The organism is Acidobacteriota bacterium (assembly GCA_030774055.1).
Classification (GTDB): domain Bacteria; phylum Acidobacteriota; class Terriglobia; order Terriglobales; family Acidobacteriaceae; genus JACPNR01.
Window position 1 is genome coordinate 1 of the sequence record JALYLW010000082.1, and the last position, 25887, is coordinate 25887.

26 protein-coding genes are annotated in these 25887 nt (G+C 64.0%); 19 read left to right on the forward strand and 7 right to left on the reverse strand.

What is annotated here, in order from left to right:
• Positions 1–79 precede the first annotated feature (79 nt).
• Positions 80–244, reverse strand: a complete 165-nt coding sequence (locus tag M3P27_06645; GenBank protein MDP9267991.1) for a hypothetical protein — start codon at positions 242–244, stop codon at positions 80–82.
• Positions 245–599: 355 nt separating this feature from the next.
• Between M3P27_06645 and M3P27_06650 the strand changes: the two genes are divergently transcribed.
• From M3P27_06650 to M3P27_06730, 17 genes are all read left to right on the forward strand, one after another.
• Complete coding sequence (locus tag M3P27_06650; GenBank protein ID MDP9267992.1) at positions 600–1403, forward strand: sigma-70 family RNA polymerase sigma factor; 804 nt, start codon at positions 600–602, stop codon at positions 1401–1403.
• Positions 1400–2134, forward strand: a complete 735-nt coding sequence (locus M3P27_06655) for a zf-HC2 domain-containing protein (GenBank protein MDP9267993.1) — start codon at positions 1400–1402, stop codon at positions 2132–2134. Before M3P27_06650 ends, M3P27_06655 begins: the two co-directional genes overlap by 4 nt.
• Before the next feature lie 170 nt (positions 2135–2304).
• Positions 2305–3804, forward strand: coding sequence for a tetratricopeptide repeat protein (locus tag M3P27_06660; GenBank protein MDP9267994.1), 1500 nt, complete (start codon positions 2305–2307; stop codon positions 3802–3804).
• 19 nt (positions 3805–3823) lie between these two features.
• Positions 3824–4870, forward strand: coding sequence for a tetratricopeptide repeat protein (locus M3P27_06665; GenBank protein ID MDP9267995.1), 1047 nt, complete (start codon positions 3824–3826; stop codon positions 4868–4870).
• Positions 4871–4888: 18 nt separating this feature from the next.
• The gene (gene rnc, locus M3P27_06670; GenBank protein ID MDP9267996.1) at positions 4889–5647 is read left to right on the forward strand and encodes a ribonuclease III; all 759 of its coding nucleotides are present in this window, start codon (positions 4889–4891) and stop codon (positions 5645–5647) included.
• 1 nt (position 5648) lies between these two features.
• Positions 5649–6428: a signal peptidase I gene (lepB, locus tag M3P27_06675; GenBank protein MDP9267997.1), complete on the forward strand. Its 780-nt coding sequence runs from the start codon at positions 5649–5651 to the stop codon at positions 6426–6428.
• Positions 6429–6526: 98 nt separating this feature from the next.
• The gene (gene lepB, locus M3P27_06680; protein MDP9267998.1) at positions 6527–7261 is read left to right on the forward strand and encodes a signal peptidase I; all 735 of its coding nucleotides are present in this window, start codon (positions 6527–6529) and stop codon (positions 7259–7261) included.
• A gap of 8 nt (positions 7262–7269) precedes the next feature.
• Complete coding sequence (locus M3P27_06685) at positions 7270–9822, forward strand: AsmA family protein (protein MDP9267999.1); 2553 nt, start codon at positions 7270–7272, stop codon at positions 9820–9822.
• Positions 9819–10409, forward strand: coding sequence for a hypothetical protein (locus M3P27_06690; GenBank protein ID MDP9268000.1), 591 nt, complete (start codon positions 9819–9821; stop codon positions 10407–10409). Before M3P27_06685 ends, M3P27_06690 begins: the two co-directional genes overlap by 4 nt.
• Positions 10410–10509: 100 nt before the next feature.
• Complete coding sequence (locus M3P27_06695) at positions 10510–11343, forward strand: acyltransferase (protein MDP9268001.1); 834 nt, start codon at positions 10510–10512, stop codon at positions 11341–11343.
• Between the two features lie 19 nt (positions 11344–11362).
• A complete protein-coding gene (locus M3P27_06700; protein ID MDP9268002.1) occupies positions 11363–12073 on the forward strand; it encodes a site-2 protease family protein in 711 nt (236 codons plus the stop codon).
• Positions 12066–13142 carry a tryptophan--tRNA ligase gene (trpS, locus tag M3P27_06705; protein ID MDP9268003.1) on the forward strand — a complete coding sequence of 359 codons (1077 nt, stop codon included), beginning with the start codon at positions 12066–12068 and terminating at the stop codon, positions 13140–13142. The genes M3P27_06700 and trpS overlap by 8 nt, the downstream gene beginning before the upstream one ends.
• A gap of 31 nt (positions 13143–13173) precedes the next feature.
• Positions 13174–13995, forward strand: coding sequence for a segregation/condensation protein A (locus tag M3P27_06710; protein ID MDP9268004.1), 822 nt, complete (start codon positions 13174–13176; stop codon positions 13993–13995).
• 65 nt (positions 13996–14060) lie between these two features.
• Positions 14061–14810, forward strand: a complete 750-nt coding sequence (scpB, locus tag M3P27_06715) for an SMC-Scp complex subunit ScpB (GenBank protein ID MDP9268005.1) — start codon at positions 14061–14063, stop codon at positions 14808–14810.
• A 138-nt stretch (positions 14811–14948) separates the two neighbouring features.
• Positions 14949–16796: a pseudouridine synthase gene (locus M3P27_06720; GenBank protein ID MDP9268006.1), complete on the forward strand. Its 1848-nt coding sequence runs from the start codon at positions 14949–14951 to the stop codon at positions 16794–16796.
• A gap of 3 nt (positions 16797–16799) precedes the next feature.
• The gene (hisC, locus tag M3P27_06725) at positions 16800–17936 is read left to right on the forward strand and encodes a histidinol-phosphate transaminase (protein MDP9268007.1); all 1137 of its coding nucleotides are present in this window, start codon (positions 16800–16802) and stop codon (positions 17934–17936) included.
• A 159-nt stretch (positions 17937–18095) separates the two neighbouring features.
• Positions 18096–19040, forward strand: a complete 945-nt coding sequence (locus M3P27_06730) for a hypothetical protein (protein MDP9268008.1) — start codon at positions 18096–18098, stop codon at positions 19038–19040.
• Positions 19041–19137: 97 nt separating this feature from the next.
• On the opposite strand, the gene M3P27_06735 is transcribed toward M3P27_06730, so the two are convergent.
• Positions 19138–20157 (reverse strand): ROK family protein, encoded by a 1020-nt coding sequence (locus M3P27_06735; protein ID MDP9268009.1) that lies wholly within the window; start codon positions 20155–20157, stop codon positions 19138–19140.
• A gap of 54 nt (positions 20158–20211) precedes the next feature.
• Positions 20212–21027 (reverse strand): bifunctional DNA-formamidopyrimidine glycosylase/DNA-(apurinic or apyrimidinic site) lyase, encoded by an 816-nt coding sequence (mutM, locus tag M3P27_06740; protein MDP9268010.1) that lies wholly within the window; start codon positions 21025–21027, stop codon positions 20212–20214.
• Positions 21028–21182: 155 nt separating this feature from the next.
• On the opposite strand from mutM, the gene M3P27_06745 reads away from it, so the two are divergent.
• Both M3P27_06745 and M3P27_06750 read left to right on the forward strand, forming a co-directional pair.
• On the forward strand, positions 21183–22526 hold the full coding sequence (locus M3P27_06745; protein ID MDP9268011.1) for an adenylosuccinate synthase: 1344 nt from the start codon (positions 21183–21185) through the stop codon (positions 22524–22526).
• Positions 22526–22816: an antibiotic biosynthesis monooxygenase gene (locus tag M3P27_06750; protein MDP9268012.1), complete on the forward strand. Its 291-nt coding sequence runs from the start codon at positions 22526–22528 to the stop codon at positions 22814–22816. The genes M3P27_06745 and M3P27_06750 overlap by 1 nt, the downstream gene beginning before the upstream one ends.
• A 41-nt stretch (positions 22817–22857) precedes the next feature.
• Here the strand turns inward: M3P27_06750 and ndk are convergent, their stop codons facing one another.
• The 4 genes from ndk to M3P27_06770 all read right to left on the reverse strand — a co-directional run bounded on the left by ndk (position 22858) and on the right by M3P27_06770 (position 25863).
• Complete coding sequence (gene ndk, locus M3P27_06755) at positions 22858–23283, reverse strand: nucleoside-diphosphate kinase (GenBank protein ID MDP9268013.1); 426 nt, start codon at positions 23281–23283, stop codon at positions 22858–22860.
• An 86-nt stretch (positions 23284–23369) separates the two neighbouring features.
• A complete protein-coding gene (sucD, locus tag M3P27_06760) occupies positions 23370–24257 on the reverse strand; it encodes a succinate--CoA ligase subunit alpha (protein ID MDP9268014.1) in 888 nt (295 codons plus the stop codon).
• Positions 24258–24352: 95 nt separating this feature from the next.
• Positions 24353–25525 carry an ADP-forming succinate--CoA ligase subunit beta gene (gene sucC / locus M3P27_06765; GenBank protein MDP9268015.1) on the reverse strand — a complete coding sequence of 391 codons (1173 nt, stop codon included), beginning with the start codon at positions 25523–25525 and terminating at the stop codon, positions 24353–24355.
• 74 nt (positions 25526–25599) lie between these two features.
• Positions 25600–25863 carry a hypothetical protein gene (locus M3P27_06770; protein ID MDP9268016.1) on the reverse strand — a complete coding sequence of 88 codons (264 nt, stop codon included), beginning with the start codon at positions 25861–25863 and terminating at the stop codon, positions 25600–25602.
• Positions 25864–25887 lie beyond the last annotated feature (24 nt).

The following is a 25887-nucleotide window of genomic DNA, read 5'->3' on the forward strand; positions in this document are numbered from 1 at the left end:
GCCCTTCCGGGCTGGGCTATTGTCTTTCGGCCGCGTTGCGGCCTGGTGTCCCAGCCGAGCACACGGAACCTGCCTCTTGCTACCTTCCCTTCTTCTTGGCGTTCTTCTTTGCGCCGCGACCCGCAACCGCTCGGTTATCAGCCGGCTTCAACTTCGCCAGCAATTTTTTAGATTCCGCAACGACTTCGGCTTCCTTAGCGTTGACGAGCCGTCTTATTTCTCGAGCTTCTCCGGTGTCTGGCATGTCTCCCCTTTCGACGCGAGGTTGTGGCGCCGTCCTGCTGATCCCACCTTTCGCGGACGCGAAAAGGTGGGGGCACCCAGACATTGTGGACCACGCGCCACCCAAAAACTAGTTGTGGGGCACCCGCAGCTTGCCTCTGCAAGTCTTCCCCTGTTAACCCGTTCTAGTTTCAGGCGTCTAACTAGCAGGGTGCTGAGGGTCCCATAACCGGGAACTTTCCTTCTCCCCGTGGGTTCTATCCCGGTGAAGGACGTAACTCCTTCACGGGCCACGGTATGCAAGCAGTGGTAAGGGAACCGGTTCCGGGTACCTGTTGTTCGGGCGCTCGCATCCTGCTAAGTTGGGGACACTAGCCATGGAACAGATGGCGGGAGCAGGGCAGTTGGGCGAACTGGTCAGTGCGTTGGCGGTGCGGTCGGAAGAGGCTTCGGTGGTCGAGGAGCTGAAGGCCGGCTCAGAAGACGCCTACGCCTGGCTGATCGCGCACTACCATCAGCCCATCTACAGCGTGGTGCATCGCATCCTGAACGATCCGGCGGATGCGGCGGACACGACGCAAGAGGTGTTCCTGAAGGTCTTCCGCGGGATCAAGCGCTTCGACGGGCGCTCCAGCCTGAAGACGTGGATGTACCGCATCGCCATCCACGAAGCCTCGAACCAGCGCCGCTGGTGGTTCCGCCACAAGAGCAAGGAGAGTTCGCTCGAAGCCGAGGAGTACGTCGACTCGAACGGCCACTTGCGTCCGAGCATGCGGATGGAAGAGGCGCTGGCCGATCCAGCGGAGTCGCCCTTCGAGAGCATGGCGCATGAAGAAGTGCGCGCTCGGGTGGAAGCGGAATTGCGACGGGTGCCGGAGCCGTATCGCACCGTGGTGGTGCTGCGCGATATCGAACAGCTTTCGTACGAAGAGATCGCCGAGGTGCTGGAGACCTCGCTGGGCACGGTGAAGTCGCGGCTGATGCGGGGGCGCGCGGCGCTGAAGAAACGTCTGGTGAGATATGTCCGCGAGGCCGGCCCCAGCCTGGGCGTGAATGAAGGCTTGGGCATGAACTCGGGGTTGGGTATGAACGAAGCAAAGAGTTTGGCTGGGAAGCCGCCGCAGGAGCGGGAAATGAAGAAGCAGAACCGGCCTGCCGGCGAAGTCGAGGTAGCGCGATGAAGTTCGACGCAACGAAGGTTGGGACGTCGGTGTACAAAACGGCGGTGTACAAAACGGCGGTGTACAAAACGGCGAAGTGCAAGCGGACGCAGGAACTGTTGTCCTGCTATGTCGACACCGCACTCGCCGGCAGCGAGATGCGCTCGGTGCGCGAGCACTTGCTCGGCTGTGCGGATTGCGACGCCGAACATCGTGCGCTCGAGCAGACGCGCCGGCTGGTGGCCGTGCTGGGCACGCGCCCGGCGCCGCCCGAGCTGGGCTTGCGCATCCGCTCCGCCATCTCGCGCGCGCGCGCCGAGCAGCAGCGCCGGTCGTTCGCGGGCTTCCTGGTCCGCGCGGAAGAAGGCCTGCGCGCCTTCATGCTGCCGGCGACCGCGGGCTTGCTGAGCGCCATCGTTTTCTTCGGCGTGCTCATCGGGTCCTGGGCCATCCCGGCCATCTCCAATGACGTGCCGGTGCCCAGCATGAGCTACACCCCGCCGCAGCTGACCGCGATGCCGGCCGACTCGGTGGACGGCGTGAACGAGCCCATCATGGTGGAGACCTACGTCGACGCTCAGGGACGGGTGGAGAACTATCGCGTGCTGACTCAGGGCCTTGACCTCAAGGCGATCGAGCCGCAACTCGACAGCATCATGATCTTCACGCTCTTCCAGCCGGCGCGCTCCTTCGGACGGCCGGCGCCAGGACGCGCCGTGATCTCGTTCTCGAACGTGCACGTGAAAGGCTAGATTTGGTGATCGGGTAATTTGGTAATTTGGCCGCTACCTGCGTTCCCCAATCACCCAATCACCCACTTGCCCGATTACTCAATCTGCTCACGCCTGTCGTAAACTATCTCTAGTCCCCACTGCATGCAGATCCCTTTTCGGAGGCATTTCTGGGCTCTCTTTCCCGCTTAGTGACGCGTGTTGCGCTGTGTGTCGCGCTCTCTCTGGCGCTTGCCCCCGGGGCGGCGGCGCAGCAGACCATCAAGGTGCGCTTGGACGTTAGCGAGACCGTGTTCGCTACCCTGGCGGCGCTGAACGCCTGCGGCTACGATGCCGACCTGTCTGACTCCGATCCGCTGCGCGCGCAGATCCGCGCGGAGGTCGCGCAAAGCGTCGCGCGCTCGCCGGAAGCGCAGACCGCGCAACAACGGATATGCGTCTTCTACAAAGACCACACCCCTCCCGACACCAGCCGCAACCATTCGCAATACATCTCGCTGGCGCTTTATCTCAGCGAACCGCCGAAGTTCGAGATCATCGTGCGCGAGAGCGAACTGCCTCCCGACGCCGCGTTCGTGCAAGGGTTCGTGCCGCTGCTGCAGCGCTTCTACGAGACTGCTGGCCTGCGCACCATCTGGCGCGATCATCGCAAGGACTATGAGGCGCGAGTGGACCGCTACTCCGAGCGCATCACCAAGATGCGTTTCGATACCGACATGTACCTGAAGCTTGCCTCCGCCGGATACCTCGGCCGCACCTATACCATCTACGTGGAGCCGATGGAGTCGCCGGGGCAGGTCAACTCCCGCAACTATGGTTCCGACTATTTCCTGATCGTGTCGCCCACCGCGGAGGGCGTGCTGCCGCTGCGCGAGATGCGCCACACCTACCTGCACTTCATCCTCGATCCGCTGGCGCTCAAGCGCGCCAACACGATGAAGCGCCTCGAGCCGCTGCTCGACAGCGTGCAGAGCGCGCCGCTCGACGAGAGCTTCAAGTACGACATCTCGCTGCTGGTCACCGAATCGTTGATCCAGGCCATCGAAGCGCGCACGTTGCCGGGCGGCAAGCAGGCCGAACCCCAACGCCGCGCCGCCATGGAGCGGGCGATGAAGCAGGGGTACATCCTCACACGCTATTTCTACGACGGGCTGCAGGGGTTCGAGGCGCAGCCCACCGGTTTCAACGACGCTTACGGCGACCTGCTGCACTACATCGACGTGGATAGCGAGAAGCACCGCGCTCGCCAGATCGTATTCGCGCGTGAGGCCGAGCACGAGGTCGTGGGCAAGAGGAGCGCGCGTCCCTTCGAGAAGACGCTCGATATCGCCGAGGGACGCCTCGCCGCGGGCGACGTTTCTGGAGCACAGAAATACGCGCAGGACGCGCTCGACCAGGGCACCGGCGACCCGGCGCATGCGGCGTTCATCCTGGCACGCTGCGCCATCCTCAACGCCGATGCGGACACGGCACGCAAATATTTTGCGCAGACCATCGAGATGGCCCACGACGCGCGCATGGTCGCCTGGTCGCACATCTATCTTGGCCGCATCCTGGACATGCAGGAGCATCGCGACGAGGCCATCACGCATTACCGCGCCGCGCTGGCTGCCGGCGACGCCCGGCCAGAGACGAAAAGCGCCGCCGAGCGTGGCCTGGAGCAGCCGTATCAGCCGAGTCCGCGCCGCTAAGACAACCGGAGAACCCGTTATGACGAGAGCCAAACCCATCGCCGCCACTCTTCTGCTCAGCCTGGCGCTCGTAAGCCTGGCACTCGGCGTTCTCCGCGGCGCGGCGTTGGCGCAGCCGTTGGCTCAGACTCTCGCTCCTGCTGCGGGAGGCGCGCCATCCAAGGCGCAGACGACTCCCGCTCAGCCGCAAGCAGCCGCCGTCCCGTCAGCGCAGCCCGCGGGGACGAAGCGTCCACCGCAGGCGACGAATCCCGACGAGTATGCGGCGTACAAGGCGCTCATCGCGCAGGCGAATCCGGTGGCCGCGGAGCAGGCTGCGAAAGACTTTGACAGCAAATTCCCTAGGAGCGAGCTGCGCGCGCTGCTCTACTACACCCTCATGCACCGGTATCAGGAGGCGAATAACGGCGCGAAGGCGGTGGAGATGGGGCGCAAGGCGGTGCAACTCGATCCCGATAACCCGGTCGGGTTGACCGAGCTCGGCAACCTGCTTGCCGAGGGCACACGCGAGGGTGATTTGGATCGTGAACAGCGCTACGCGGAAGCGACGAAGAACGTGCAACGTGGCCTGCAGATGATGGATTCAAGCCTCGTCGTCCCACCCGGCACGCCTCCAGAGAGGGTGCAGCAGCTCAAGCAGTTCCTCACCGCGATGGCGCGCGCCACCCTCGGCCTGGTGGATTTCAATCATCAGAACTACGCTGCCGCGGAGCCGAACCTGCGCCAGGCCGCGCAGCTCAACACCGTGCAACCAGATCCGATGGTCTACCTGCGGCTGGCCATCGCGCTCGATCACCAGAACAAGTACGCCGAAGCGCTCCAGGCCGCAAACAAAGTGCTAGAGCTCACGCCCAACGGTCCCCTCGCCGACCTCGCACACCGCGAGAAAGACCGTTTGCAGAAGCTGATGGGCACGAGCGCATCTTCCGCATCCACTCCGGCCACATCCACTCCGGCCACATCCACCCCGGCCGCATCCACCCCGGCGCCGGTGAAGCCGGCGACCACGCCGCCGCCGGCACCAGCGACACCTCCGACTCCGCCACCGGACAAGCCGAAGGATTAAGCTCGACAGCCTCTCGCCATGAAAGCGCTCGACCTCAGCCCGCTCGAAGCCACGCTTGGACATAGCTTCCTCCGCCGCGAACTGCTCGAGCAGGCGCTCACGCATAGTTCGCACGCGCACGAGAGCGATCCTATCCCCGACGACGACCGTCCGGCGCCGCAGCGCGATAACGAGCAGCTGGAATTCCTGGGCGACGCCGTGCTTGGATTCGTCACCAGCCAGGCGCTGGTCGAGCGCTACCCGAATTACAACGAGGGCAAGCTTTCTAAACTGCGCGCGCACCTGGTAAGCGCGCGGCATCTGCAAAGCGTGGCGCTCGAGCTCGGACTGGGAAAGTATCTGCGGCTCGGGCATGGCGAAGAGCGGAGTGGAGGCCGCCACAAAGCTGCGCTGCTGGTCAACGCGCTGGAAGCGCTGCTCGCCGCGCTTTACCTGGACGCTGGGCTCGACGCGCCGCGGCGTTTCATCCTGGCGCACATCGTGGAGCCGGAGCTGGCGCGGCTGGGCGGGGAGGCCACCGAAGCCTTTCCCGTGACCGATCACAAGAGCGCTTTGCAGGAACTTTTGCAGGCTCGCGGACGTCCACAACCGGTGTACGCCCTGGTGAAGGAGGAGGGGCCCGAGCATCAGAAAACGTTCACGGTGGAGATCCGGGTGATAGCGCAAGACGAGGCGCGCAAGGAATTCCGCGCGCGCGCCAGCGCTTCCACCAAGAAGGCGGCGGAACAAATCGCCGCCCGCAAGGCTCTCGAAAAGCTCGCGCCCGCATCTAAGTAGCATGCTATCGGGTCCCCAGAGCGCCGGGGTCGAAGCGCGTCCTTATCTCTACGCGCTGCACCTGCTGCGCACGCTGCTGCTGAGCGTGGTGGTGGCGCTCTTCATCACTACTTTCATCGCGCAGGCCTTCCAGATCCCATCGGGCTCGATGCAAAAGACGCTGATGACCGGCGACTATCTGCTGGTCGATAAAGCCGTGTTTGCCGGTGAGGGCGAGGAAGGGGATGCAGGCGGCCGGTTTCAACCTCTTCCCTATCGCGGGGTGGAACGCGGCGACATCATCGTGTTCCACTATCCCATCAAGCCGGAAACGTATTTCGTGAAGCGCGTGGTGGGCGTCCCGGGAGACCGCGTGCGCATCGTGGACAAGAGGCTCTACGTGAATGGCCGCGCCGAGAGCGGCGACTACGCGATGCACGTGGACCGCAAGCAGGACTACTATCGCGACAATTTTCCCGAGCTGCGCTTCGCTCCCGGTAACGTGGATGCGCACTGGTGGCTCGAGATGCGCCGCATGACCTCGAGCGCCGGCGAGCTCATCGTTCCCGCGGGAGGCTATTTTGTTCTCGGCGACAATCGCGACGACAGCCAGGACAGCCGCTACTGGGGATTCGTGCCGCGTGGCAACATCGTGGGACGTCCGCTGCTCATCTACTGGTCGCGCGCCGACACGGGCGCCTCCGGCGTGACCTCCGCGCGGGGTGATACACTGTCGGGTCTCGCGTACGCGATGACCCACCTCCATACGCGCTGGGACCGGGTGCTGCGCACGGTGCGTTAGCCCCGCGGCCGGCGATGACCGGGAAGCCCCGGACGGAAGCTTCGTTGGCGAAAAAAGAAGAGAAAACACAGACAGCGCCGAAGCAAAAAGAGACGGCCATGGAGTTCATCTCCTCCATGGCGGTCGTGCTCGTCATCGGACTGTTCATCATCACCTTCAACCTGCAAGCCTTCGAGATCCCCTCCAGCTCGATGGAAGACACGCTGCTCATCGGCGACCACGTCTTCGTGGACCGCGTGAGCTACGCTCCCGCGGCGGGCTGGGTGGGCCCGGTAATTCCCTATCGCGATATCCGTCACGGCGACATCGTGGTGTTCCTTTCCGTCACCGATCCGGGCATGTACATCGTGAAACGCATCATCGGGATCCCCGGCGATCGCATCCGGCTGCGCGATGGTGTGGTCTACCGCAACGGCGAGAAGCTCAACGAGCCCTACGTGAAGCCCTGCGATGACACGGTTAATTCCTGCTACGCGCCGTATCGCGACAACTTCCCTTCGGTGCCGGGAGTGATGTCGAGCATTCCACCCACGCCCGAGTGGCAACTGCTCATGCCGCTCAACAAGGATGAGCAGGGTGAACTGGTCGTCCCCAAAGACAGTTACTTCGCTATGGGTGACAATCGCTCTGCCAGTTACGACTCGCGTTACTGGGGGTTCGTCCCAGGTGAAAATGTGATCGGGCGCCCGATGTTCATCTACTGGTCGTTCCAGACGCCGCGCGACCAATACCAGAAGCAATCGTTCCGCGAACGCGCGGCATTCATCGGCCACGTGGTGCTGCATTTCTTCGATGAGACGCGCTGGCGGCGCACCCTGCGCATGGTCCGCTAGGCGGATGCATGCAGCTCCCTAGCCAGCGCGCGCGCATCGTCATCGCCATCATCGTGCTCATCCTGGTGGGCATCTTCGTCCCTCCGCTGGTCACCGCCAATCGCCTGAAGGGACGCATCGCCGGCGCCGTCTCCAACGCGCTTGGCCGCAAGGCGAGTTTCGGCGAGATCCATCTGCGGCTGCTGCCGCAGCCCGGCTTCGACATCACTGACTTCGTGGTGGAAGACGATCCGGCATTCAGCGCGGAGCCCATGGTCCGGGCCGACGAGGTCACCGCCTACCTCCGGCTGACATCGCTGTGGCAGGGCCGGCTGGAGATCGCGCAACTCTCGCTGCAGAATCCGAGCCTCAACCTGGTGCGCAATGAGCGCGGCGAGTGGAACCTGACCGCGCCGCTGGAGCGCGCCTCGCAAGTGCAAGCGGCGCCGACGGCGCAGCGCCGGCCGGAAGCGCGTCCGCGCTTCCCGTACGTCGCGGCTTCCGATGGCCGCATCAACTTCAAATTCGGGCAGGAAAAGAAATCGTTCGCATTCAGCGAGGCCGATTTCGCGCTCTGGCTGGCGAGCGAGAACGAATGGCGGATGCGCCTGGAAGCGCGGCCGATCCGCAGCGACGCCAACCTGAGCGATACGGGCACGCTCCGCGTGGAAGGCAGCGCGGTGCGTGCCGCCGCGCCCGCCGATACCGCCGTGCGCTTCGACTTCGAGTGGGAAAAAGCGCAGCTCGGCAACCTGACACAGCTCATCTGGGGACACGATCGCGGATGGCGCGGCGATGTGGAGGTGAGCGGCTCGGTCGCCGGCACACCGCGCGAACTGCTGCTCAGCACGCGTGCGCGCATCAGCGAATTCCGCCGCTACGACATTTTTGCCAGTGACGCCTTCAGTGCCGACGCGCGCTGCACCGCGCGCTACCTGGGCGATGCGCAGACGCTCTCCGCCATCGACTGCCATCTTCCCAGCGGCAATGGCGAGATCGCGACGCGCGGCATGGTCGCAAACCTGCTTGGCGACCGGCGCTGGGAGTTGAGCGTGAGCGCGACTGACGTTCCCATGGCCGAGCTCGCGCGCTTCGCCCGCCACGCCAAGAAGGACATGCTGCCCAACCTCACCGCCACCGGCGACGTGGACGCCGCCTTCACCTACCGCACCCGTGGCGGCAGGAATGTGTGGACCGGAGGCGGCTCCACTTCGGCGCTGCAACTCTCCGCCAGCGGATTGACTCCGCCGCTCGAGGTGGGCGCGGTGCGCTTCGTGCTCGGCCCTTTCCCCGACCCGCTGGCTGCGCCAGTACGCAAGACAGGGTCGCCGTTCACGACCAAGACAAAGGTGAAGACTGCGCTCGCGGACCAGCCCATGAATTCGAGATTGACGGTGCAGCCATTCACCATCGCGCTGGGCGCGGCTGCGCCACTCATCGCGGAGGGCCGTGTCGATCGTGAGGCATACCTGCTGAACGTGCGCGGCGATGCGGAGCTGCGCCGCCTGACCGCGCTCGCCGCCGCGTTCGGACTGCGTCCGGCCCAACTCGGCGCCACCGGCACGGCGCACCTGGACGTCGCGCTCAGCGGCGACTGGAAGGGTTTCGGCGCGCCGCTGGTCACCGGCAACGCGCAGTTGCGCGGCGTGAGCGCGGAGATCAAGGGCGTGAACTCTCCACTGCAGCTCACGAGTGCGCTGCTGACGTTTTCCGCGAGCGGTGTGGACGCATTCAACCTGAGCGCCAGCTTCAGCGGCTCGAGCGTGATGCTGCAAGGCACCCTGCATCTTCCGCGCGACTGCTCCACGCTGGTCGACTGTCCGGTGCGCTTCACGCTGAGCTCACCTGTGCTCAACCTCGATGACCTCAACCGCCTGCTCAATCCGCGCTTCGCCGTGCATCCCTGGTACCGCTTCCTGGTGGGAACCACCGAGACCACGGGACTGCGCCGCCTGCAGGCCGAGGGCACGCTCTCCACGCCGCGGCTGGTGATGAAGTCCGTCATCATCAACCACGTGGTGACTACGGTGCACGTTGCCGGCGGCCGGGTGGCGCTCGCCGGCGTGACCGCCGAAGTCTTCGGCGGGAAGCAGCGCGGCGAATGGACCGCAGACTTCAGTGGCGACGCGCCCGTCTACAGCGGCACGGGCACGCTCGAGCAGGCGGACGTGGCGCAACTCGGCGCCGCGATGCGCGATAACTGGGGCGCGGGCACGATCTCCGCGGCGTACAAGTTCTCCGCCTCCGGTGATACTGCCGCGGACCTCGCTGCCAGCGCGGCCGGCGAGCTGCAGTTCGGCTGGAAGAATGGCATGCTGCGCCACGTGACGCTGCGGGGCGCGCAACCGCTGCGCATCAAGCGCTTCACCGGCACGGTGCAACTGGCGGGCGCGCGCCTCACCTTTCCCGCGGGCAGAATGGAGACGCCCGAGGGCATCTATGCCGTCAGCGGCTCGAGCACCTTCGCGCGCGCTCTCGATTTCAAGCTTGCCGGGCCGGTGCGCAGCTACACCATCACCGGAACCTTGGAACATCCACAGGTGAGCTCGCCGCCGGATAGCGAGGCTGGGTTGAAGCAGTGAAGCGTTTTCTTGCCACCGCGTTTCTGATCGCCGCTACCCTGCTTGCTCGTGCGGCTGCGGGCGATGCACGAACCAGCGACCAGAAATCTCTCGCCGACTCGCTCGAGCGCAAGGTCGCATACCTGCGCGACAATGGGAAGAAGCCGCGTCCCGACCCGCGTCCCACCGTGCTGACCGACCAGGAGGTGGACGCCTACATGAACTCGGGCAGGCTGAAGGCGCCCGACGGCATCTCCGATATCCATCTCACTACGACGGTGGGCGAAGCGACGGCCACGGCGAAGATCGATTTTGACCGGCTGACGCGCGACGTCCGCAAGAACAACATGTTGTGGCAGCTTTTCACCGGCGTGCACGACGTGAAGGTCCGCTGCGGCGTCTGGGGCAAAGACGGCATGGGCAACGTCCACGTGCAGAACGTGTGGCTCGACGGCCACGAGGTACCGCGCTTCGCGCTGGAATTCTTCCTCGACCACTACATCAAGGCGAAAGTCCCGCAAGCCTCGCTCGATTCGCGCTTCCGCATGCCGGTGCGCATCCAGACGGCTACGGTGACGAACGGGAAGACCACGCTGGTGCAGAAGTAGAGGGTAGGGCTTTCACGCCGCCACGGCGTGCTCGAAATGTAGGCGCCAAGACCGCTGTGTTATCGTCTAGGTCTCCGCGATCATCACTCCAGGAAGGCAGATGCCGCGCTACGAATATCGCAACATCCAGCCCACACCCGCCGCCGAACGCGCGTACAGCGCGTGGATAGCCCAGCTTGACGGCGCTTTCGCTGACCGCGATCCCGACCACCGGTCGGTGGCCGTGCGCGATGCGCTGCATGAACTTTACCTGGGCCGGCCGTACGCGCCGCCCACGGCGGAGATACCACTGGCGCAGCAGGCCCAGACCCACAGCTTCGATCCGCGCAATGCCTCGCTCGAACCAGAATATTACGGCGACGTGGATGCGCAGAAATATGCCGAGCGCAAGCCGCTGATCTGGTTCTGGATGATGTATGACCGCTCGCCGGTCGGGCTGAACCACTGGCTCGGCTTCCGCGTGCGCGCGATGATCGCGAAGCACGTGCTCAAGCATATCGGGAAGAATGTGAAGATCTTCCATGGCGTCGAGATCTCGTACGGTTACAACCTCACCATCGAAGACAACTGCACCATCCACAAATACGTGTTGCTCGATGACCGCGGCGAGATCGTGATCCGCGAGGGCTCGTCCATCTCCGACTTCGCGAACGTCTATTCGCACGCGCACGACTTGAATGACGGCATGATCGTGGACAAGGTGAAGACGGAGATCGGTCCACGCGCGCGCGTGACGTATCACGCCACCGTGCTGAGCGGCGTGACGGTGGGCGAGCACGGCATGGTCGGTTCCATGGGCGTGGCGTCGAAAGATGTGGAGCGTTTCCACATCGTCGCCGGCATCCCCGCGAAGACGGTGAAGGTGAAGACGATCGCGCCGGAAGAGACCAAGCGGGCTTTCGAAGATAAGCGGAGAGCGGCGGAGAAGAAGTAGCTGGTGTCAGCGAAGGCGTATGGAACCCAAGCACCTGCAGATCTTTTTTGAAGTCGTGGTCTTGCTGCTCGCCATCAGCGTGCACGAATCGGCGCACGCATGGATGGCCTCGCGCTACGGTGACCCGACGGCGCGGCTGCTGGGCCGCGTCTCGCTCAATCCCATCCGCCACATCGATCTGTTCGGCACCATCATCCTGCCTGCGATGCTCATCCTCTCGGGCACGGGCTTTGTCTTTGGATGGGCGAAGCCCACGCCGGTCGATCCGCGCAACTTCAAGGAACCGGTGAAGGCGGACATCATGACTTCGGTCGCCGGGCCAGCCTCGAACTTCATGCTGGTCGGCATCGCATTCTTTGTCCTCGCCGGGGTGCTGGCGGTGTCGGCAAACGCCCGCGACGTTTTCCCCCTCGCGCTGCAGCAGATGGTGGCGCGCGAATCGCTCGCCTACGCCGGCGAGATGACCATCGCGTTCCCCATCACGTTGTTCCTTGCGAACATGATCCTGATCAACGTGCTGCTCGGCGTCTTCAATCTGGTGCCGCTGCCCCCGCTCGATGGTAGCCACGTCATTCGCCACCTCATGCCGGAAGACATGCGCCGGATCTACGACATGGCCGGCATGGTCGGCCTCATCCTCTTCATGATCTGGGGCAGCAAGTACCTGTGGATGGTGATGGCTCCGATCTTGGGTATCCTGTTCGGGATCCTGCGGAGTATCCATGGCTAAGTCCGACACGAAGAATCGGCGCGTTTTGAGCGGGATGCGGCCCACCGGCAAGCTGCACCTCGGGCACTTCGTCGGCGCGCTCGCGAACTGGGTGAAGCTGCAGGCCGAGTACGAGTGCTTCTTCTTCGTCGCCGACTGGCACGCGCTCACCACCGATTACGCGGACACCTCGAGTGTGAAGCAGAGTTCGGTGGACATCGTGCTCGACTGGCTTGCCGTGGGACTCGACCCGAAGAAATCGACCCTGTTCATCCAGTCGCACGTGCCGCAGCACGCCGAGCTGCACCTGCTGCTCTCGATGATCACGCCGCTGGGCTGGCTGGAGCGCGTGCCTTCGTACAAAGAGATCCGCGAGAACGTGAAAGACAAAGACCTTTCGACCTACGGGTTCCTCGGCTATCCGCTGCTGCAGTCGGCGGACATCCTTATCTACCAGGCCGGATATGTACCCGTAGGACAGGACCAGGTCGCGCACGTCGAGCTGACGCGCGAGGTCGCGCGCCGGTTCAACAGCTTCTATCCCGGACGTCCTGGAATAACGAAGGGCGGTGGCCCCGTCTTTCCCGAGCCGCAGCCGCTGCTGACCAAGTCGCCCAAGCTTCCCGGGACCGACGGCCGCAAGATGTCGAAGTCGTACGGCAACACGGTGATGCTGACTGATCCCGAGCCCGTCGTCCGCCAGAAACTGAAGACCATGGTCACCGACCCGGCGCGCGTCCGGCGGACCGACCCAGGGAATCCCGACGTGTGTCCGGTCGGCGACCTGCACAAGATATTTTCGAGCGCGGACACCATCGCCAAGGTCGACGTTGGCTGCCGTTCCGCCGGCATCGGATGCATCGAGTGCAAGAGCTGGGCCGCGGACGCGCTCGTGCAACTGCTCGCTCCGATGCAACAGCGCCGCCAGCAGTACGAGAACGATCCCAAGTTGGCATGGGACATCCTCGAGGCCGGCTCACAAAAAGCGCAGAAGGTCGCCGAGGCCACCATGGTCGAGGCCCGCGCCGCCATGAACATGAGCCGCGATCACGAGCCCGCCGCGAAGTCTGTGGAAAAGAAAAGTACCTGACCTGATTCCACTTCGCGCTACCATAACCTTAATGTCCGAGACGCAAGGGGTGCAGCCGCAAGCGCCGCCGCAAAAGCCGGCGAATGACTTCCCTTTTGCCGTCAGCGTGGCTGAAGTCTACGACGGCCCGCTCGACCTGCTGCTCGACCTCATCCGCAAGCAGTCGATCGACATCTACGACATCCCCATCGCCACCATCACAGCGCAGTATCTCGCTTACATCGAGCGCATCAAGCGGCTCGACGTGAACGTGGCCGCCGAGTTCATCTACATGGCGAGCGTGCTCATCCAGATCAAGTCGCGCATGCTGCTGCCGCGCGATCCGAGCGCGCCCGAGGACGAGGATGACCCGCGCAACGAGCTCGTCAATCGGCTGCTCGAGCACGAAAAGTACAAGAACGCCGCGCAGATGCTGTTGCAGAAGCAAGAGCTCGAGGGCGCGACGTGGTCGAATCCGTCGCTCAAGGAATTCAAAGACGACGAAGGCGCTGACGCCGAGCTCGCCGTGGACATGATCGATCTGGTGAAGACCTTCCAGCAGATCCTCGAGCGCGCGAAGAACCGTCCGATCATGCAGGTGAATGAGGATACGGTCACGGTCTCGGAGATGATCGACTACATGCGCCGCCGCCTGATGCTCGAAGATCGCCCGCTGCGGCTGAAGCAGATGCTCGCTGCGGTGCATTCGCGCGGCGCGCTCATCTGCGCCTTCCTTGCCATCCTGGAGCTGGTGCGGCTGCAAGCGGTGCTGCTGCGGCAGGACCGCGTGTTTGGCGACATCCTGATCAAGAAGCACGCGATGTTCGATACCGTGATGGCCGAACAGGCCGCTGTGAGGGACGATTGGAGATAACCGAAGGGTCGTGGAGTGGGACGGGACTCGTCCCGTCCCCCGCGGAAGCAGAGAAAAGCCAGATCATGAGCACGCTCAAAGGCAAAGTCGAAGCCATCATCTACGCTGCCGAAGAGCCGGTCACCATCGACCAGATGGCGAACGCGCTCAAGGATGTGGTCGATGTCCCTCTGCCTGAACCGATAGCCGGGACACCGGTGAGCAAACCGGAGAGCAAGAAGAAGGCGCCGAAAGATCCCAAGCTGGCCGCGCTCAAGGACGCGATCCGCAGCGCCATCCACGAGATCTCGCACGAGTTCTCGCTCGGCGATCGCGGCATCGAGATCCGCCAGGTCGCCGGCGGCTACAAGATGGCGACCAAGCCCGAGCATCACGACGTGGTGCGGACGTTCGCCAAATCACTCAAGGCGCCGGTACGGCTCTCGCTGCAAGCGCTCGAGACGCTCGCCGTCATCGCCTACAAGCAGCCGGTCACGCTACCCGAGATCAGCGAGATCCGCGGCGTCGATTCCTCCGCCGTGATCGGGACGCTGATCGATCGCAAGCTCATCACCACCGCCGGACGCAAAGAGGTGGTGGGCAGGCCCATCCTTTATAAGACGACCAAAGACTTCCTGCTGCGCTTTGGATTGAAAGACGTCCACGAACTGCCGAGCGTGGAAGAGTTCGAGAAGCTGGGCGCCGGCACCGACCAGGGCGACCTCTTCACCGGGCCCGCCGCCGATGCGACCGGAGTGCCGGATGTACCCGAAGAAGCTGGGGAAGAATCGGAAGCAGAGACCGCATCCGCTGAAGACCTCGAGCCGGCGCAGTAGCAACGACGATCGTCCATCGTCCTTCGTCCATCGTCGATCGTCCATCATTGATCGTTCGTTGTTCATTGCTCATTGCGACCGCCGCGACGGTCGCTGCAAGCATTTTCCCGCATATTCATTTAGCATCGAAGATTCCATATGCCCGCCGAACGTCTCCAGAAGATCATCGCCGCCGCCGGTATCGCCTCGCGGCGTAAAGCCGAAGAACTCATCACCCAGGGACGCGTCTCGGTCAACGGGGCCATCGTGTCAACCCTCGGCGCCAAAGCCGATATTGAGAACGACCACATCAAGGTAGACGGCAAGGCCGTACACCTGCCGGAACGCAACGTCTACCTGCTGCTGCACAAGCCCAAGGGATACGTCACCACGGTCAGCGATCCCGAGGGACGTCCCACGGTGATGGAGCTGGTGCGCTCGAAGGCGCGGCTCTTCCCTGTCGGGCGTCTCGACTGGAACACCGAAGGCTTGCTGCTGCTCACCAACGACGGCGACCTCACGGCGAAACTCACGCACGCGTCCACCCACGTGCCGAAGACCTACCTGGTGAAGGTGGCGGGCAATCCGACGCTGGCAGAGATCGAGAAATTGCGCGAGGGCGTGATGATCGGTGGCGAAGGCGATCCCGTCCCCGGCAAGCTGCACCGCGTGCGCACCGCGCCGGCTAAGATCCGCGAGGTGCGTGAGGGCGACAACCCATGGTACGAGGTCACGCTCATCGAGGGGCGCAACCGGCAGATCCGCCGGATGTTCGAGGCCATCGGACATCACGTGGAGAAGATCAAGCGCGTCCGCTACGGCCCGTTCGAGCTCGATGTGCCGCCCGGTGAATCACGGCCGCTGCGCCCACACGAGGTGGAGAAGCTGAAGAGCTATGTCTCCGAGCCGGCAACCGCGGCGCGCGAGCAAGGCGGCGCTCGTAGACAATCCGCGGAACGCGGCGCTCCGGTGCCGTCCGCAGCCGGATTGCCGCCGGCAAAGCGGTTTGGGAGATCTGGTTTTGAGAAATCAAAGAACTTCAGATTCCGCGCGGGCGCCGGCCGCGTTGGCGGCAGGGCGGCGGGCGGTGGCCCGTCAGGTAGCGGCCCGGTGGGCGGGCGTCCTGCGTTCGCGCGCGGCGACCGGCCGGGCCGTCCGTTTCATGGCGGAAAGCCCTTCCGCAAGGATGGTGACCGTCCGCGGCGCTTCGACAAGCCGATCCGCGCCGACCATGTTGAGCGCGAAGGCCGGCCAGGCGGCGTGCGGCGTTTCGGCGCCGACGGCGTCGAGACGCCATTCGAGCCGCGTCCCAGCAGTGCAAGACCACCATCCGGAGATAAACGCTTTGGCGGCGCAAAGCGTTTTGGCGCGAAGCCTTTCGGTGGACCCCGACGCGAAGGCACGGCGGGAAAATCTCTTGGTGGCCCAAAGCGGTTTGGCGCGAAGCCTTTCGGTGGACCACGCGGCGAAGGCGGCGCAAAGCAGTTTGGCGCGAAGCCTTTCGGTGGACCGCGGGGCGAGGGCGGCGCAAAGCGTTTTGGCGCGAAGCCTTTCGGTGGACCCCGGGGCGAGGGCGGCGCAAAGCGGTTTGACGCGAAGCCTTTCGGTGGACCCCGTGGCGAAGGCGGCCCAAAGCGTTTTGGCGCGAAGTCTTTCGGTGGACCGCGGGGCGAGGGCGGCCCAAAGCGGTTTGGCGCGAAGGCTTTCGGTGGACCGCGGGGCGAGGGCGGCCCAAAGCGGTTTGGCGCGAAGGCTTTTGGCGGACCACGCGGCGAAGGCGGCCCAAAGCGGTTTGGGGCGAAGCCTTTTGGCGGGCCACGCCGCGATGGCGCAGCGGGAAAACCCTTTGGCGGTCCGAAGGGATTTGGCGCGAAGAGGCCGTTCGGTGGTCCCAAACGATTCGGGGCGAAGTCTAGCGGCGGCCCGAAACGTCCATCATTCGGGGGCAGAGGCGGCGGCTTCGGTGGCCGTGGTAGAACACGCCCGCCTTCCGGAGATAGAGGATAAGGGATGAAGCCGAGCGACAGCTGGAAGCATCTCGTGCCCGAGCACCTGCGCAAGCTCGGAGCGTACACTCCGGGCAAGCCGATCAAGCAGGCGGAGCGCGAATCGGGCGTGCGCTGCATCAAGATGGCCTCGAACGAGAACCCGTTCGGGCCATCGCCGCAAGCGCTCGAAGCGATGCGGGCTGCGGCCGCCACGACCAACTTCTATCCTGACAACGACGCCACCGAGCTGCGCCACCGCTTGGCGGAGCGCAACCAGCTCGAGCCCGACCAAGTGCTGGTGACGGACGGCTCCACCGTGCTGCTCGACCTGATCGCCCGCACGCTGCTTGCGCCCAGCCTGAACGCGGTGACCAGCGCGCGTTCGTTCATCGTGTATCTGATCGCCACGCGGGCCGCGGGCGCCGAGCTGATCGAGGTCGCGATGGATGGCGACGGCTACGATCTTGACGCCATCGCCGACGCCGTCAACGAAGACACGCGCGTCATTTATCTCGCCAATCCGAATAATCCGACCGGCACGCTCTTCGACGCCGCCGGGACCGACCGTTTCCTGGCGCGCGTCCCGGCGAGCGTCTTCGTGGTGCTCGACGAGGCGTATGCCGATTTCGCCAACCACTTCGCCCGGCAGCGAAACGTGGACTACTCGCATTCGCTCGACTACGTGCGCGAAGGACGCCCCGTCATCGTGCTGCGCACCTTCTCGAAAGCGCACGGCCTTGCCGGAGTGCGCGTAGGCTATGGCTTCGGTCCGCCCGAGATCCTCGCGTACCTGGAACGGCTGCGGACCGCGTTCTCCGTCTCCGCCGTGGCGGAGGCGGCCGCGCTCGCGGCCCTCGACGACACCGACCACATCCGCAAGACACTCGAGAATAACGAGAGCGGCGCCGAGTTCCTGATGGCTAAGTTGAAGGAGCTGGGCTACCAGCCGGTGCCGACGTGGGCGAATTTCATCTATTTTGACGCCGGCCCGGGCGCTGCCGCGCTCGCCAAGCGCATCCAGGCCGAGGGCGTGATCGTCCGCTCGCTGGTGCCGTGGGGTATCCCGACGGCCCTGCGTGTGACCATCGGCGCGCCCGAGCACAATGAGCGCTTCATCGCCGCCCTGGCCAAGGCCAGCGATCGCGCCTCCGTCCGGTAAAGCTCATCCCGGATAGAGGATGGAAACTGGCGGGTGCAGGCCGGCAACCCAGCATTCTTCCTGGGCTTTCAACCGTCGATGGTCCATGGTCGATTGTCCATTTTTCTTTGCTAACCCACACGCTCCGTTGCCGTCTCACCTACCGTGCAGGGGGTTCCTATGAAGCGACTTCTTTACGCCATTGCCATGACGCTGGCCTTCGCCGGATTCATGGCGCTCCAGGGCCAGACCAAGCACTCACGCCACAATGACTGGGGCCGCAACAACATCTCGACGAACAACGATGAGGCCGCTCCCGGTGATGCCTGCGATGACCACTTCAACGTGACGTTTGACGGCCGAGACGCCTTCACCGCCGAAGAAGCACGCACGCTCAAGCCTTCGGAATTCGCGGGAGGACTCGATGTACGTGCGCCGCAGAATGGCGGCGTGCTCGTCCGCGGCTGGGACAAGAACGAGGTCCTGGTGAAGGCCTGCAAGGCGGTCGCCGCGTATGAGGAGGGCGAAGCCAAGGGCCTGCTCAGCGAGCTGAAGCTCGTGGTCAGCGGCAACCAGATCCGCGTTACCGGACCAGAGTCGACTGACGACCGCCGCTCGGTCGTCCACTTCCTCATCAACGTGCCGCGCAACATCAAGCTTACGATGGACGCGCACAACGGCCCGCTCACGGCGCGCGACGTCTTTGGCACGATCAGCGCCACCACGGTCAATGGGCCGGTGAGCATCTACCGCTGCAGTGGCGAGATCACGGCGGAGGCGACCAACGGACCGGTGAGCGTGACGCGGTCGAGCGGCAACATCCGCGTCCGCACGCAGAATGGCCCACTCGATATCGAGCTCAACGGCTCGGAGTGGTCGGGTCCGGGGCTCGACGCCTCCGCGCAGAACGGTCCCATCAAGCTGCGCATCCCGCCGAACTATAAGTCGGGGGTCGAGGTCAGCTCGCGCGGCCACAGCCCGTTCCACTGCGCCACCGACGCTTGCTCGGGAGCGCACAAAGATTGGGACGACAGCAATAAATCCGTGCATCTCGGCGGCCAGACGACCGTGGTGCGCATGTCCACCGTGAATGGACCGGTCTCGATCGTCAGCACGATGCAGTAGCGGTTCCTCTGGAATGGGAAAAGGCCGGCGAACCTGCCGGCCTTTTCCGTTTAGGAGATTTTTGATGGTGTGGAGGCGGGCGATTCGCCCGCCGGCTTTACGCGGTGCGCTTCCTTTCGGAAAGACCTGCCGTCAGCGGCAGCCGTGCGGCGCCGTACAAACCGGCGTCGCTGCCCAGCAACGCGCGCGTGATAATCGTGGCGCCGGTGGCGCCGGCTATAGCGGGTTTCTCCGCCGGGTTGGTCGCGCGGTAGACGAACGACCGCTTGCGGGTCTCTTCGAACATCGCGGGCGCGAACGCTTCCCACGAACTGGAGACGCCGCCGCCTATCACGTACATCGGTGCGTTGAAGATGTTCACCAGATCGGCGATCACGATGCCGAGCGCCCATCCCACTTTGAGGAAGATGAGGCGCGCGGGCTCATCGCCTTGCACCGCCGCCAGGTAGACGCTCTTCGCGCTGAACTCCACGTTGCCGTCAGCCACGCGTTGTAACGCTGCCGCGCTGCCGGCGGCGATCGCATCTTTCGCCATGCGCGTGATCGCCGTGGCTGAGGCATATTGCTCGATGCAACCGCGGCTGCCGCATCCGCACGCGTGACCCTCCGGGTCAACGTTGATGTGTCCGAGTTCGCCGGCCATGCCCGTCATGCCGCGCCAGACCTCGCCATTGAGCACGATGCCGCCGCCCACGCCGGTGCCGAGCGTGAGCATGCACATGGAATCGTAGTCCCGTGCCGCGCCCAGCCAGGATTCGCCGAGCGCGGCCGCGTTGGCGTCGTTTTCCAGGATGACGGGCGCTTTCAGCCGCCGTTCGATCTCATCGCGCACCGGATAATCGTGCCACCCCGGCAGGTTGGGCGACTCGCGCAGCATGCCGGTGCGCATGTCGATGATCCCGGGCACGCCCACGCCGATGCCCGCAAGTTTGCCGGCGTGCTGGAACTTCATCGCCAGCTCGAGGATCACGGTCGTCATGTCTTGGATGACCTGGTCGCGTCCCTTGCCGACCTCGGTGCCGCTGGTGACTTTTTCGAGCAGCTTGCCGGAGTCGTCCACTGCGGCAACGCGCAGGTTCGTTCCGCCAAGATCCACGCCGATGGCGAATGAAGGCATAACGGAAGTTAGACTACGCGCCCGACCTCGAGGATGTCACCCTGGGCGGGCGCTTCACTTCTGGCATTTCGGGCAATAGTGCGCGCTCCTACCGGAGATCACGATGCGCGTGACGGGCGTCTTGCAGCGGACGCAGGGCTCGCCTTCGCGCCCATAGACGCGCAGGTCGAACTGGTAATTGCCCCACTCGCCTTCCGCGTCCACGTAATCAGAGAAGGTCGTGCCGCCGGCCTGGATGGATTCGTTCAACACCGCACGTAGCGCTGCGTAAAGCTTGTGCAGTTCCGCATGCGTGAGTGACCTCCCACGACGCCGCGGACGCACCCCCGCGCGGAACAACGATTCGTCCGCGTAGATGTTCCCCACGCCGCTCAGCAATTTCTGGTTCAGCAGCGCGCTCTTGATCGGGGCCTTGGTGCGCTTAAAGAGCGCCGCGAAGGCCTCGGCACCCACGTCGAGCGGTTCGCGTCCCGGAGCGCGGAAGCGTTCCTTAGCGATCGCCAGTTTGCCGAACATGCGCGGATCGACAAAGCGCAGCTCGCGTCCGGAGCTCAACTTCAGCACCGCGTGGGTGTGCTTCGCGGTCTCTTTATCGGCGGCGACCACCGTCAGCGAGCCCGTCATACCCAGGTGCACGATGAACTGGGGATGCGTCGCCGTAGCCTCTTCCCGGCTGAGCTCGAAGACGATGTGTTTGCCGACACGCCGCACGTCGTCGATCCTCGCACCCTCGAGGGTCTTCGCGATGGTCCGCGGCGGGGACTTCAGCGTCTGCTTGCGGCCGCTGAGCCACACCGCTTCCACGCGTTCTCCGCGGATGCGCTGGGCCACGCCGCGCGCGATGGTTTCGACCTCTGGCAGTTCGGGCATGGCATCCAGTCTAAACGTTGCGCGTGTTATCATTGCTTGTACAAGCCTGTCCGCCGACCCCCTTAAAGTCTTGCACCCTGAAGTTCTGCACACTGGAAACGCCGCGCGGGCACGGAGTGTGCGCAAATCGATTCCCAGGACTACCCCTTACGAGCATGAGAAAAGGCAAGACCGCGGTCATCGTGGGCGCGCAGTGGGGCGACGAAGGCAAAGGCAAGATCGTCGACGTCCTGAGCGAGAACTATTCCCTGGTCGCACGCTACGCCGGCGGACACAACGCTGGCCACACCGTCATCATCAGCGGCAAGAAGTTCGTGCTGCAGCTGGTCCCATGTGGCGTGCTGCGCCCGGGCTGCCGTGGCGTGATCGGCAACGGCGTGGTCCTCGACCCTATCGCTTTCCTCAAAGAGGTGGGCACGCTGCGCGCCGTGGGCGTGAAGATCGATGGCAACCTGTTCGTCTCTAACCGCGCGCACGTCATCCTTCCCTACCACCGGATGATCGAGCTCGCCGCGGAGAATGCTCCCGGACGGGTGAAGATCGGCACCACCTCGCGCGGCATCGGTCCGGCATACGAAGACAAGATGGGCCGCCGCGGCCTGCGCGTCGTCGATTTGCTCGACAAGGCGCTGCTGCGCACGCACATCCAGAACGCCTGCGCCGAGAAGAACATGATCGCGCATGCGCTGTTCAACTCCGAGCCGCTCGATCCCGACAAGATGTATGCGGAGTACGCCGACGCTGCCGAGAAGCTGCGCCCATTCGTCGCCGACACCGCCGCGCTGCTCAACAAAGCCATCGCTGCGGGCGAGTCGGTGATGTTCGAAGGCGCGCAGGGGACGATGCTCGATATCGATCACGGCACCTATCCGTTCGTCACCTCTTCGAGCGCGACCTCCGGCGGCGCGGTCATCGGCACCGGCGTGGCGCCGAATGCGATCGAGACCGTCATCGGCATCAGCAAGGCCTATTGCACCCGCGTGGGCGGCGGACCGTTCCCCACCGAGGTCCACGGCGAGATGGGCGAGCGGCTGCGCGCCAAGGGAAAAGAATACGGTGCGGTCACGGGACGTCCGCGGCGCTGCGGCTGGATCGACCTGCCGCTGCTGCGCTACGCGCGCGCTGTCAACGGCATCGACTGGCTCGTCGTCACCAAGCTTGACGTGCTCGACGACCTGCCCGAGATCCCCGTTTGCACTGGCTACAAGGTCAATGGGAAGAAGTACACGGAGATCCCGGCCGACGCCGCCGGTTACGACAAGATCGAGCCGGTATACGAAACCATGCCGGGATGGAAAAAACCGACCGCCGGCGTGACCACATTCGAGAAGCTGCCGGAGAAGGCGCGCGAGTACCTGAAGTTCCTGGAGAAGGAATCGGGCGCGCGCATCGGCATGGTGTCCACCGGACCGGACCGCGACCAGACCATCTACATGAAGGATTTCCTCGCCGTGGTGCGCGCCGCGCGGCCCTCCGGCAAGGTCGCGAAGGCCAAGTGATGATCGTGCTGCTCGTCCAGTTCACGGTAAAGCCGGGCGCGGAAACGCGCGTCCGCGAGCTCATGCGCACCATGGAGGAACACTCGCGCAAAGAGCCGGGCTGCATCACTTACGTCGGACACCAATCCATCGAAGACCCGCGCCGTTTCTTTTTCTACGAGACCTACACGGACGAGGCGGCGCTCGCAGCGCACCGCAACGCGCCCTACTTTCGCGAGTACGTCGTCAACGGACTCGATCCGCTGATCGAGAAGCGCGAGCGCGCGCTGTTCACTCCCGTGAGCCAATAGGAATGGCGCGGCGAATGCCGCGCCTGTGAACCCCACCGCTTTCAGACCAACTCGCAACCGGCAAAAAAATAGCTTAGCTCGAAGCGCGCAGTGTCCTCAGCGTCGGAGCCATGGACAGCGTTGCGCTCGATGCTCTCTGCGTACTTCTTGCGGATCGTCCCTGCTTCCGCGTTCGCGGGATTGGTTGCGCCCATCAGCTTGCGCCACGCGCCGATGGCGTCGCCTTCCTTCTCCAGCGCCAAAACGATGATGGGTCCCGAGGCCATGAACTTCGTCAGCGACTCGAAGAACGGCTTGCCCACGTGTACGGCGTAAAAACCCTCCGCCTGCTTCTGCGTGATCTGGAGCATCTTCATCCCGATGATATTGAAATCGTTCTTCAGGATCAGGCTGATGATCTCGCCCTGGAAGTCGCGACTGACCGCGTCTGGCTTGATGATGGCAAATGTGCGTTGCAACGTCTTCATGGGTGCGGTTGGTTCCCTTCTTCAATATGAAACGTCAATATGAAACGACAGCTATGAAACCTGTGGCGGCGGGCGACTCGCGCGCCTTACGCCCTGGCGCCCGCACTCTTCATGGCCGCGACCAGCGTCTCGCCGATATCGGCCGGCGATACCGCCACGCGGATCCCGGCCGCCTCGAGCGCGGCGATCTTTTCCTTCGCCGTGCCTTTGCCGCCGGAGATGATGGCGCCCGCGTGTCCCATGCGGCGTCCCGGAGGCGCCGTCTGCCCGGCGATGAACGACACGACCGGTTTGGTGACGTGCTGCTTCACGAACTCGGCGGCTTGCTCTTCCGCGGTCCCTCCGATCTCGCCGATCATGATGATGGCTTCGGTCTCCGGATCCACCTGGAACAATCCGAGCGCGTCGATGAAGTTCGTTCCGATGATGGGATCGCCGCCGATGCCGATGGCGGTGGACTGTCCCACGCCGCGCTGCGTCAACTGGTAGACGGCTTCGTACGTGAGCGTGCCGGAGCGCGAGACGATGCCGACGTTGCCTTCTTTATGGATGCGCGCCGGCATGATGCCCAGCTTGGCTTTTCCTGGCGAGATAATGCCCGGGCAATTGGGGCCGATGAGCCGCGACTTGCGGGTTTGCAGGAACTCCCACGCGCGCACCATGTCGAGCGCCGGAATGCCCTCGGTGATGCAGACGATGAGCGGCAGCTCGGCCTCGGCGGCTTCCATGATGGCGTCCGCGGCGAACGGCGGCGGCACGAAGATGAGCGTAGCGTTCGCGCCCGTCTTCGAGGTTGCTTCGGCCACGGTGTTGAAGATGGGCCAGCCTTCGTGCGTCGTCCCGCCCTTCCCCGGCGTCACGCCGCCCATGATCTGCGTGCCGTATTCCTGGCATGCCTTGGCGTGGAACGTGCCTTCGCGGCCGGTGAGGCCCTGCACGATCACCTTCGTGTTCTTGTCGACTAGTATGCTCATCGATTCAATCCAAATCCTCTACACCGATCATCCTGAGGAGCGTAGCGACGAAGGACCTGTCGTTACTGCATCCTCCTGCACACCGTTCGCGTGCGCTACTTCCCCGCTGCCGCGACGACTTTCTCCGCCGCGTCCTTCATCGTCTGCGCCACGATGAAGTTCAGTCCACTCTTCTGCAAGATCTCGCGTCCCTGCTCCACGTTGGTGCCTTCGAGGCGCAGCACCAGCGGGATGGTGATGTTCGTGGCCTTCGCCGCTTCGACCACGCCGGTGGCGAGCGTGTCCACCCGCAGGATGCCGCCAAAGATGTTGATGAGGATCGCCTTCACGTGTTTGTCGCTCAGCAGGATCTTGAACGCGTTGGTGATCTGCTCGGCGTTCGCGCCGCCGCCTACGTCAAGGAAGTTCGCCGGCGAGCCGCCCGCGTACTTGATGATGTCCATGGTCGCCATCGCCAGACCAGCGCCGTTGACCATGCACGCGATGTTGCCGTCCAAGCGGATGTAGTTGAGCCCGTATTTCGACGCTTCCACTTCCAGCGGATCCTCCTCGTTCACGTCGCGCAGCTCTTTCAAATCTTTGTGACGGAACATCGCGTTGTCGTCAAAGGTCATCTTGGCGTCGAGCGCGAGCAGGCGCGAGTCTTTGGTGACGACGAAGGGATTGATCTCGAGTAGCGACGAGTCCGTGGCTTCATACGCGCGATAGAGCGCTTGCATGATCTGTACGGCGGAATTGGTCTGCGCGGGCTCGATGCCGAGGGCAAACGCGAGATTGCGGGCCTGGAAGGCCTGCAAGCCCATCCCCGGCTCGACCCACTCTTTCAGGATGGCCTTGGGATCTTTTGCCGCGACCTCTTCGATCTCCATGCCACCGGACTTCGACGCCATGAAAACCGGCTTCGCCGCGGCGCGGTCGAGCACGATGCCGAGGTAGAGCTCGCGGTCGATGTCGAGCGTCTCTTCGAGCAGCAGCCGGTGGACGATCTTGCCTTCCGGGCCGGTCTGGTGCGTGACCAGCTTCATGCCCAGGATCTTCTTGGCGTGCTCGAGCGCCTCGGCGAATGTCTTCCCGACTTTCACTCCGCCGCCCTTGCCGCGTCCGCCGGCATGGATCTGCGCTTTGACGACCACGCCCTTCGCGCCCGCGCCGAACAGGTCTTTGGCCACGCGCTCGGCCTCTTCGATGGTGACGGCCATTTCGCCGCGCGGCACCGGCACGCCATACTTCGACAGGATGTTCTTCGCCTGATACTCGTGGATCTTCATGGGTTTGGGAGCGCTGGATGGTGCAGAGTTCGGTCAGGAAACTTTCGATTGTATAGGAACGGCGCAGGCGACGGCTAGTGCGCGACCTTCGCATTCCTTGCCTTCGAGAACCAGTGAACGCCGAGCCAGGTCAACCCGCCGTAGAGGATTCCGTTGCCCATAACAACGACTACCCAATGAATACCCATCAGGTAGATTGAGGGGCAGGTGACAGCCATCACAATCTCCCAGTACGACGCCATTCGGAAGCCGGACATTACGGCCGCCGAGACGTAAAGCCAAAAGAACGCCACCCCGCATCCGATTACAGCCGCAACGATTGGTAGGAGTCTCTTCACGCTGGCATATCCTTCGTCCTGCGG

Coding starts and splice junctions, on each gene's coding strand:
- M3P27_06645 (MDP9267991.1), bottom strand. CDS start 244: ATGCCAGACACCGGAGAAGCTCGAGAAATAAGACGGCTCGTCAACGCT.
- M3P27_06650 (MDP9267992.1), top strand. CDS start 600: ATGGAACAGATGGCGGGAGCAGGGCAGTTGGGCGAACTGGTCAGTGCG.
- M3P27_06655 (MDP9267993.1), top strand. CDS start 1,400: ATGAAGTTCGACGCAACGAAGGTTGGGACGTCGGTGTACAAAACGGCG.
- M3P27_06665 (MDP9267995.1), top strand. CDS start 3,824: ATGACGAGAGCCAAACCCATCGCCGCCACTCTTCTGCTCAGCCTGGCG.
- rnc (MDP9267996.1), top strand. CDS start 4,889: ATGAAAGCGCTCGACCTCAGCCCGCTCGAAGCCACGCTTGGACATAGC.
- lepB (MDP9267997.1), top strand. CDS start 5,649: ATGCTATCGGGTCCCCAGAGCGCCGGGGTCGAAGCGCGTCCTTATCTC.
- lepB (MDP9267998.1), top strand. CDS start 6,527: ATGGAGTTCATCTCCTCCATGGCGGTCGTGCTCGTCATCGGACTGTTC.
- M3P27_06685 (MDP9267999.1), top strand. CDS start 7,270: ATGCAGCTCCCTAGCCAGCGCGCGCGCATCGTCATCGCCATCATCGTG.
- M3P27_06695 (MDP9268001.1), top strand. CDS start 10,510: ATGCCGCGCTACGAATATCGCAACATCCAGCCCACACCCGCCGCCGAA.
- M3P27_06700 (MDP9268002.1), top strand. CDS start 11,363: ATGGAACCCAAGCACCTGCAGATCTTTTTTGAAGTCGTGGTCTTGCTG.
- trpS (MDP9268003.1), top strand. CDS start 12,066: ATGGCTAAGTCCGACACGAAGAATCGGCGCGTTTTGAGCGGGATGCGG.
- M3P27_06710 (MDP9268004.1), top strand. CDS start 13,174: ATGTCCGAGACGCAAGGGGTGCAGCCGCAAGCGCCGCCGCAAAAGCCG.
- scpB (MDP9268005.1), top strand. CDS start 14,061: ATGAGCACGCTCAAAGGCAAAGTCGAAGCCATCATCTACGCTGCCGAA.
- M3P27_06720 (MDP9268006.1), top strand. CDS start 14,949: ATGCCCGCCGAACGTCTCCAGAAGATCATCGCCGCCGCCGGTATCGCC.
- hisC (MDP9268007.1), top strand. CDS start 16,800: ATGAAGCCGAGCGACAGCTGGAAGCATCTCGTGCCCGAGCACCTGCGC.
- M3P27_06730 (MDP9268008.1), top strand. CDS start 18,096: ATGAAGCGACTTCTTTACGCCATTGCCATGACGCTGGCCTTCGCCGGA.
- M3P27_06735 (MDP9268009.1), bottom strand. CDS start 20,157: ATGCCTTCATTCGCCATCGGCGTGGATCTTGGCGGAACGAACCTGCGC.
- mutM (MDP9268010.1), bottom strand. CDS start 21,027: ATGCCCGAACTGCCAGAGGTCGAAACCATCGCGCGCGGCGTGGCCCAG.
- M3P27_06745 (MDP9268011.1), top strand. CDS start 21,183: ATGAGAAAAGGCAAGACCGCGGTCATCGTGGGCGCGCAGTGGGGCGAC.
- M3P27_06750 (MDP9268012.1), top strand. CDS start 22,526: ATGATCGTGCTGCTCGTCCAGTTCACGGTAAAGCCGGGCGCGGAAACG.
- ndk (MDP9268013.1), bottom strand. CDS start 23,283: ATGAAGACGTTGCAACGCACATTTGCCATCATCAAGCCAGACGCGGTC.
- sucD (MDP9268014.1), bottom strand. CDS start 24,257: ATGAGCATACTAGTCGACAAGAACACGAAGGTGATCGTGCAGGGCCTC.
- sucC (MDP9268015.1), bottom strand. CDS start 25,525: ATGAAGATCCACGAGTATCAGGCGAAGAACATCCTGTCGAAGTATGGC.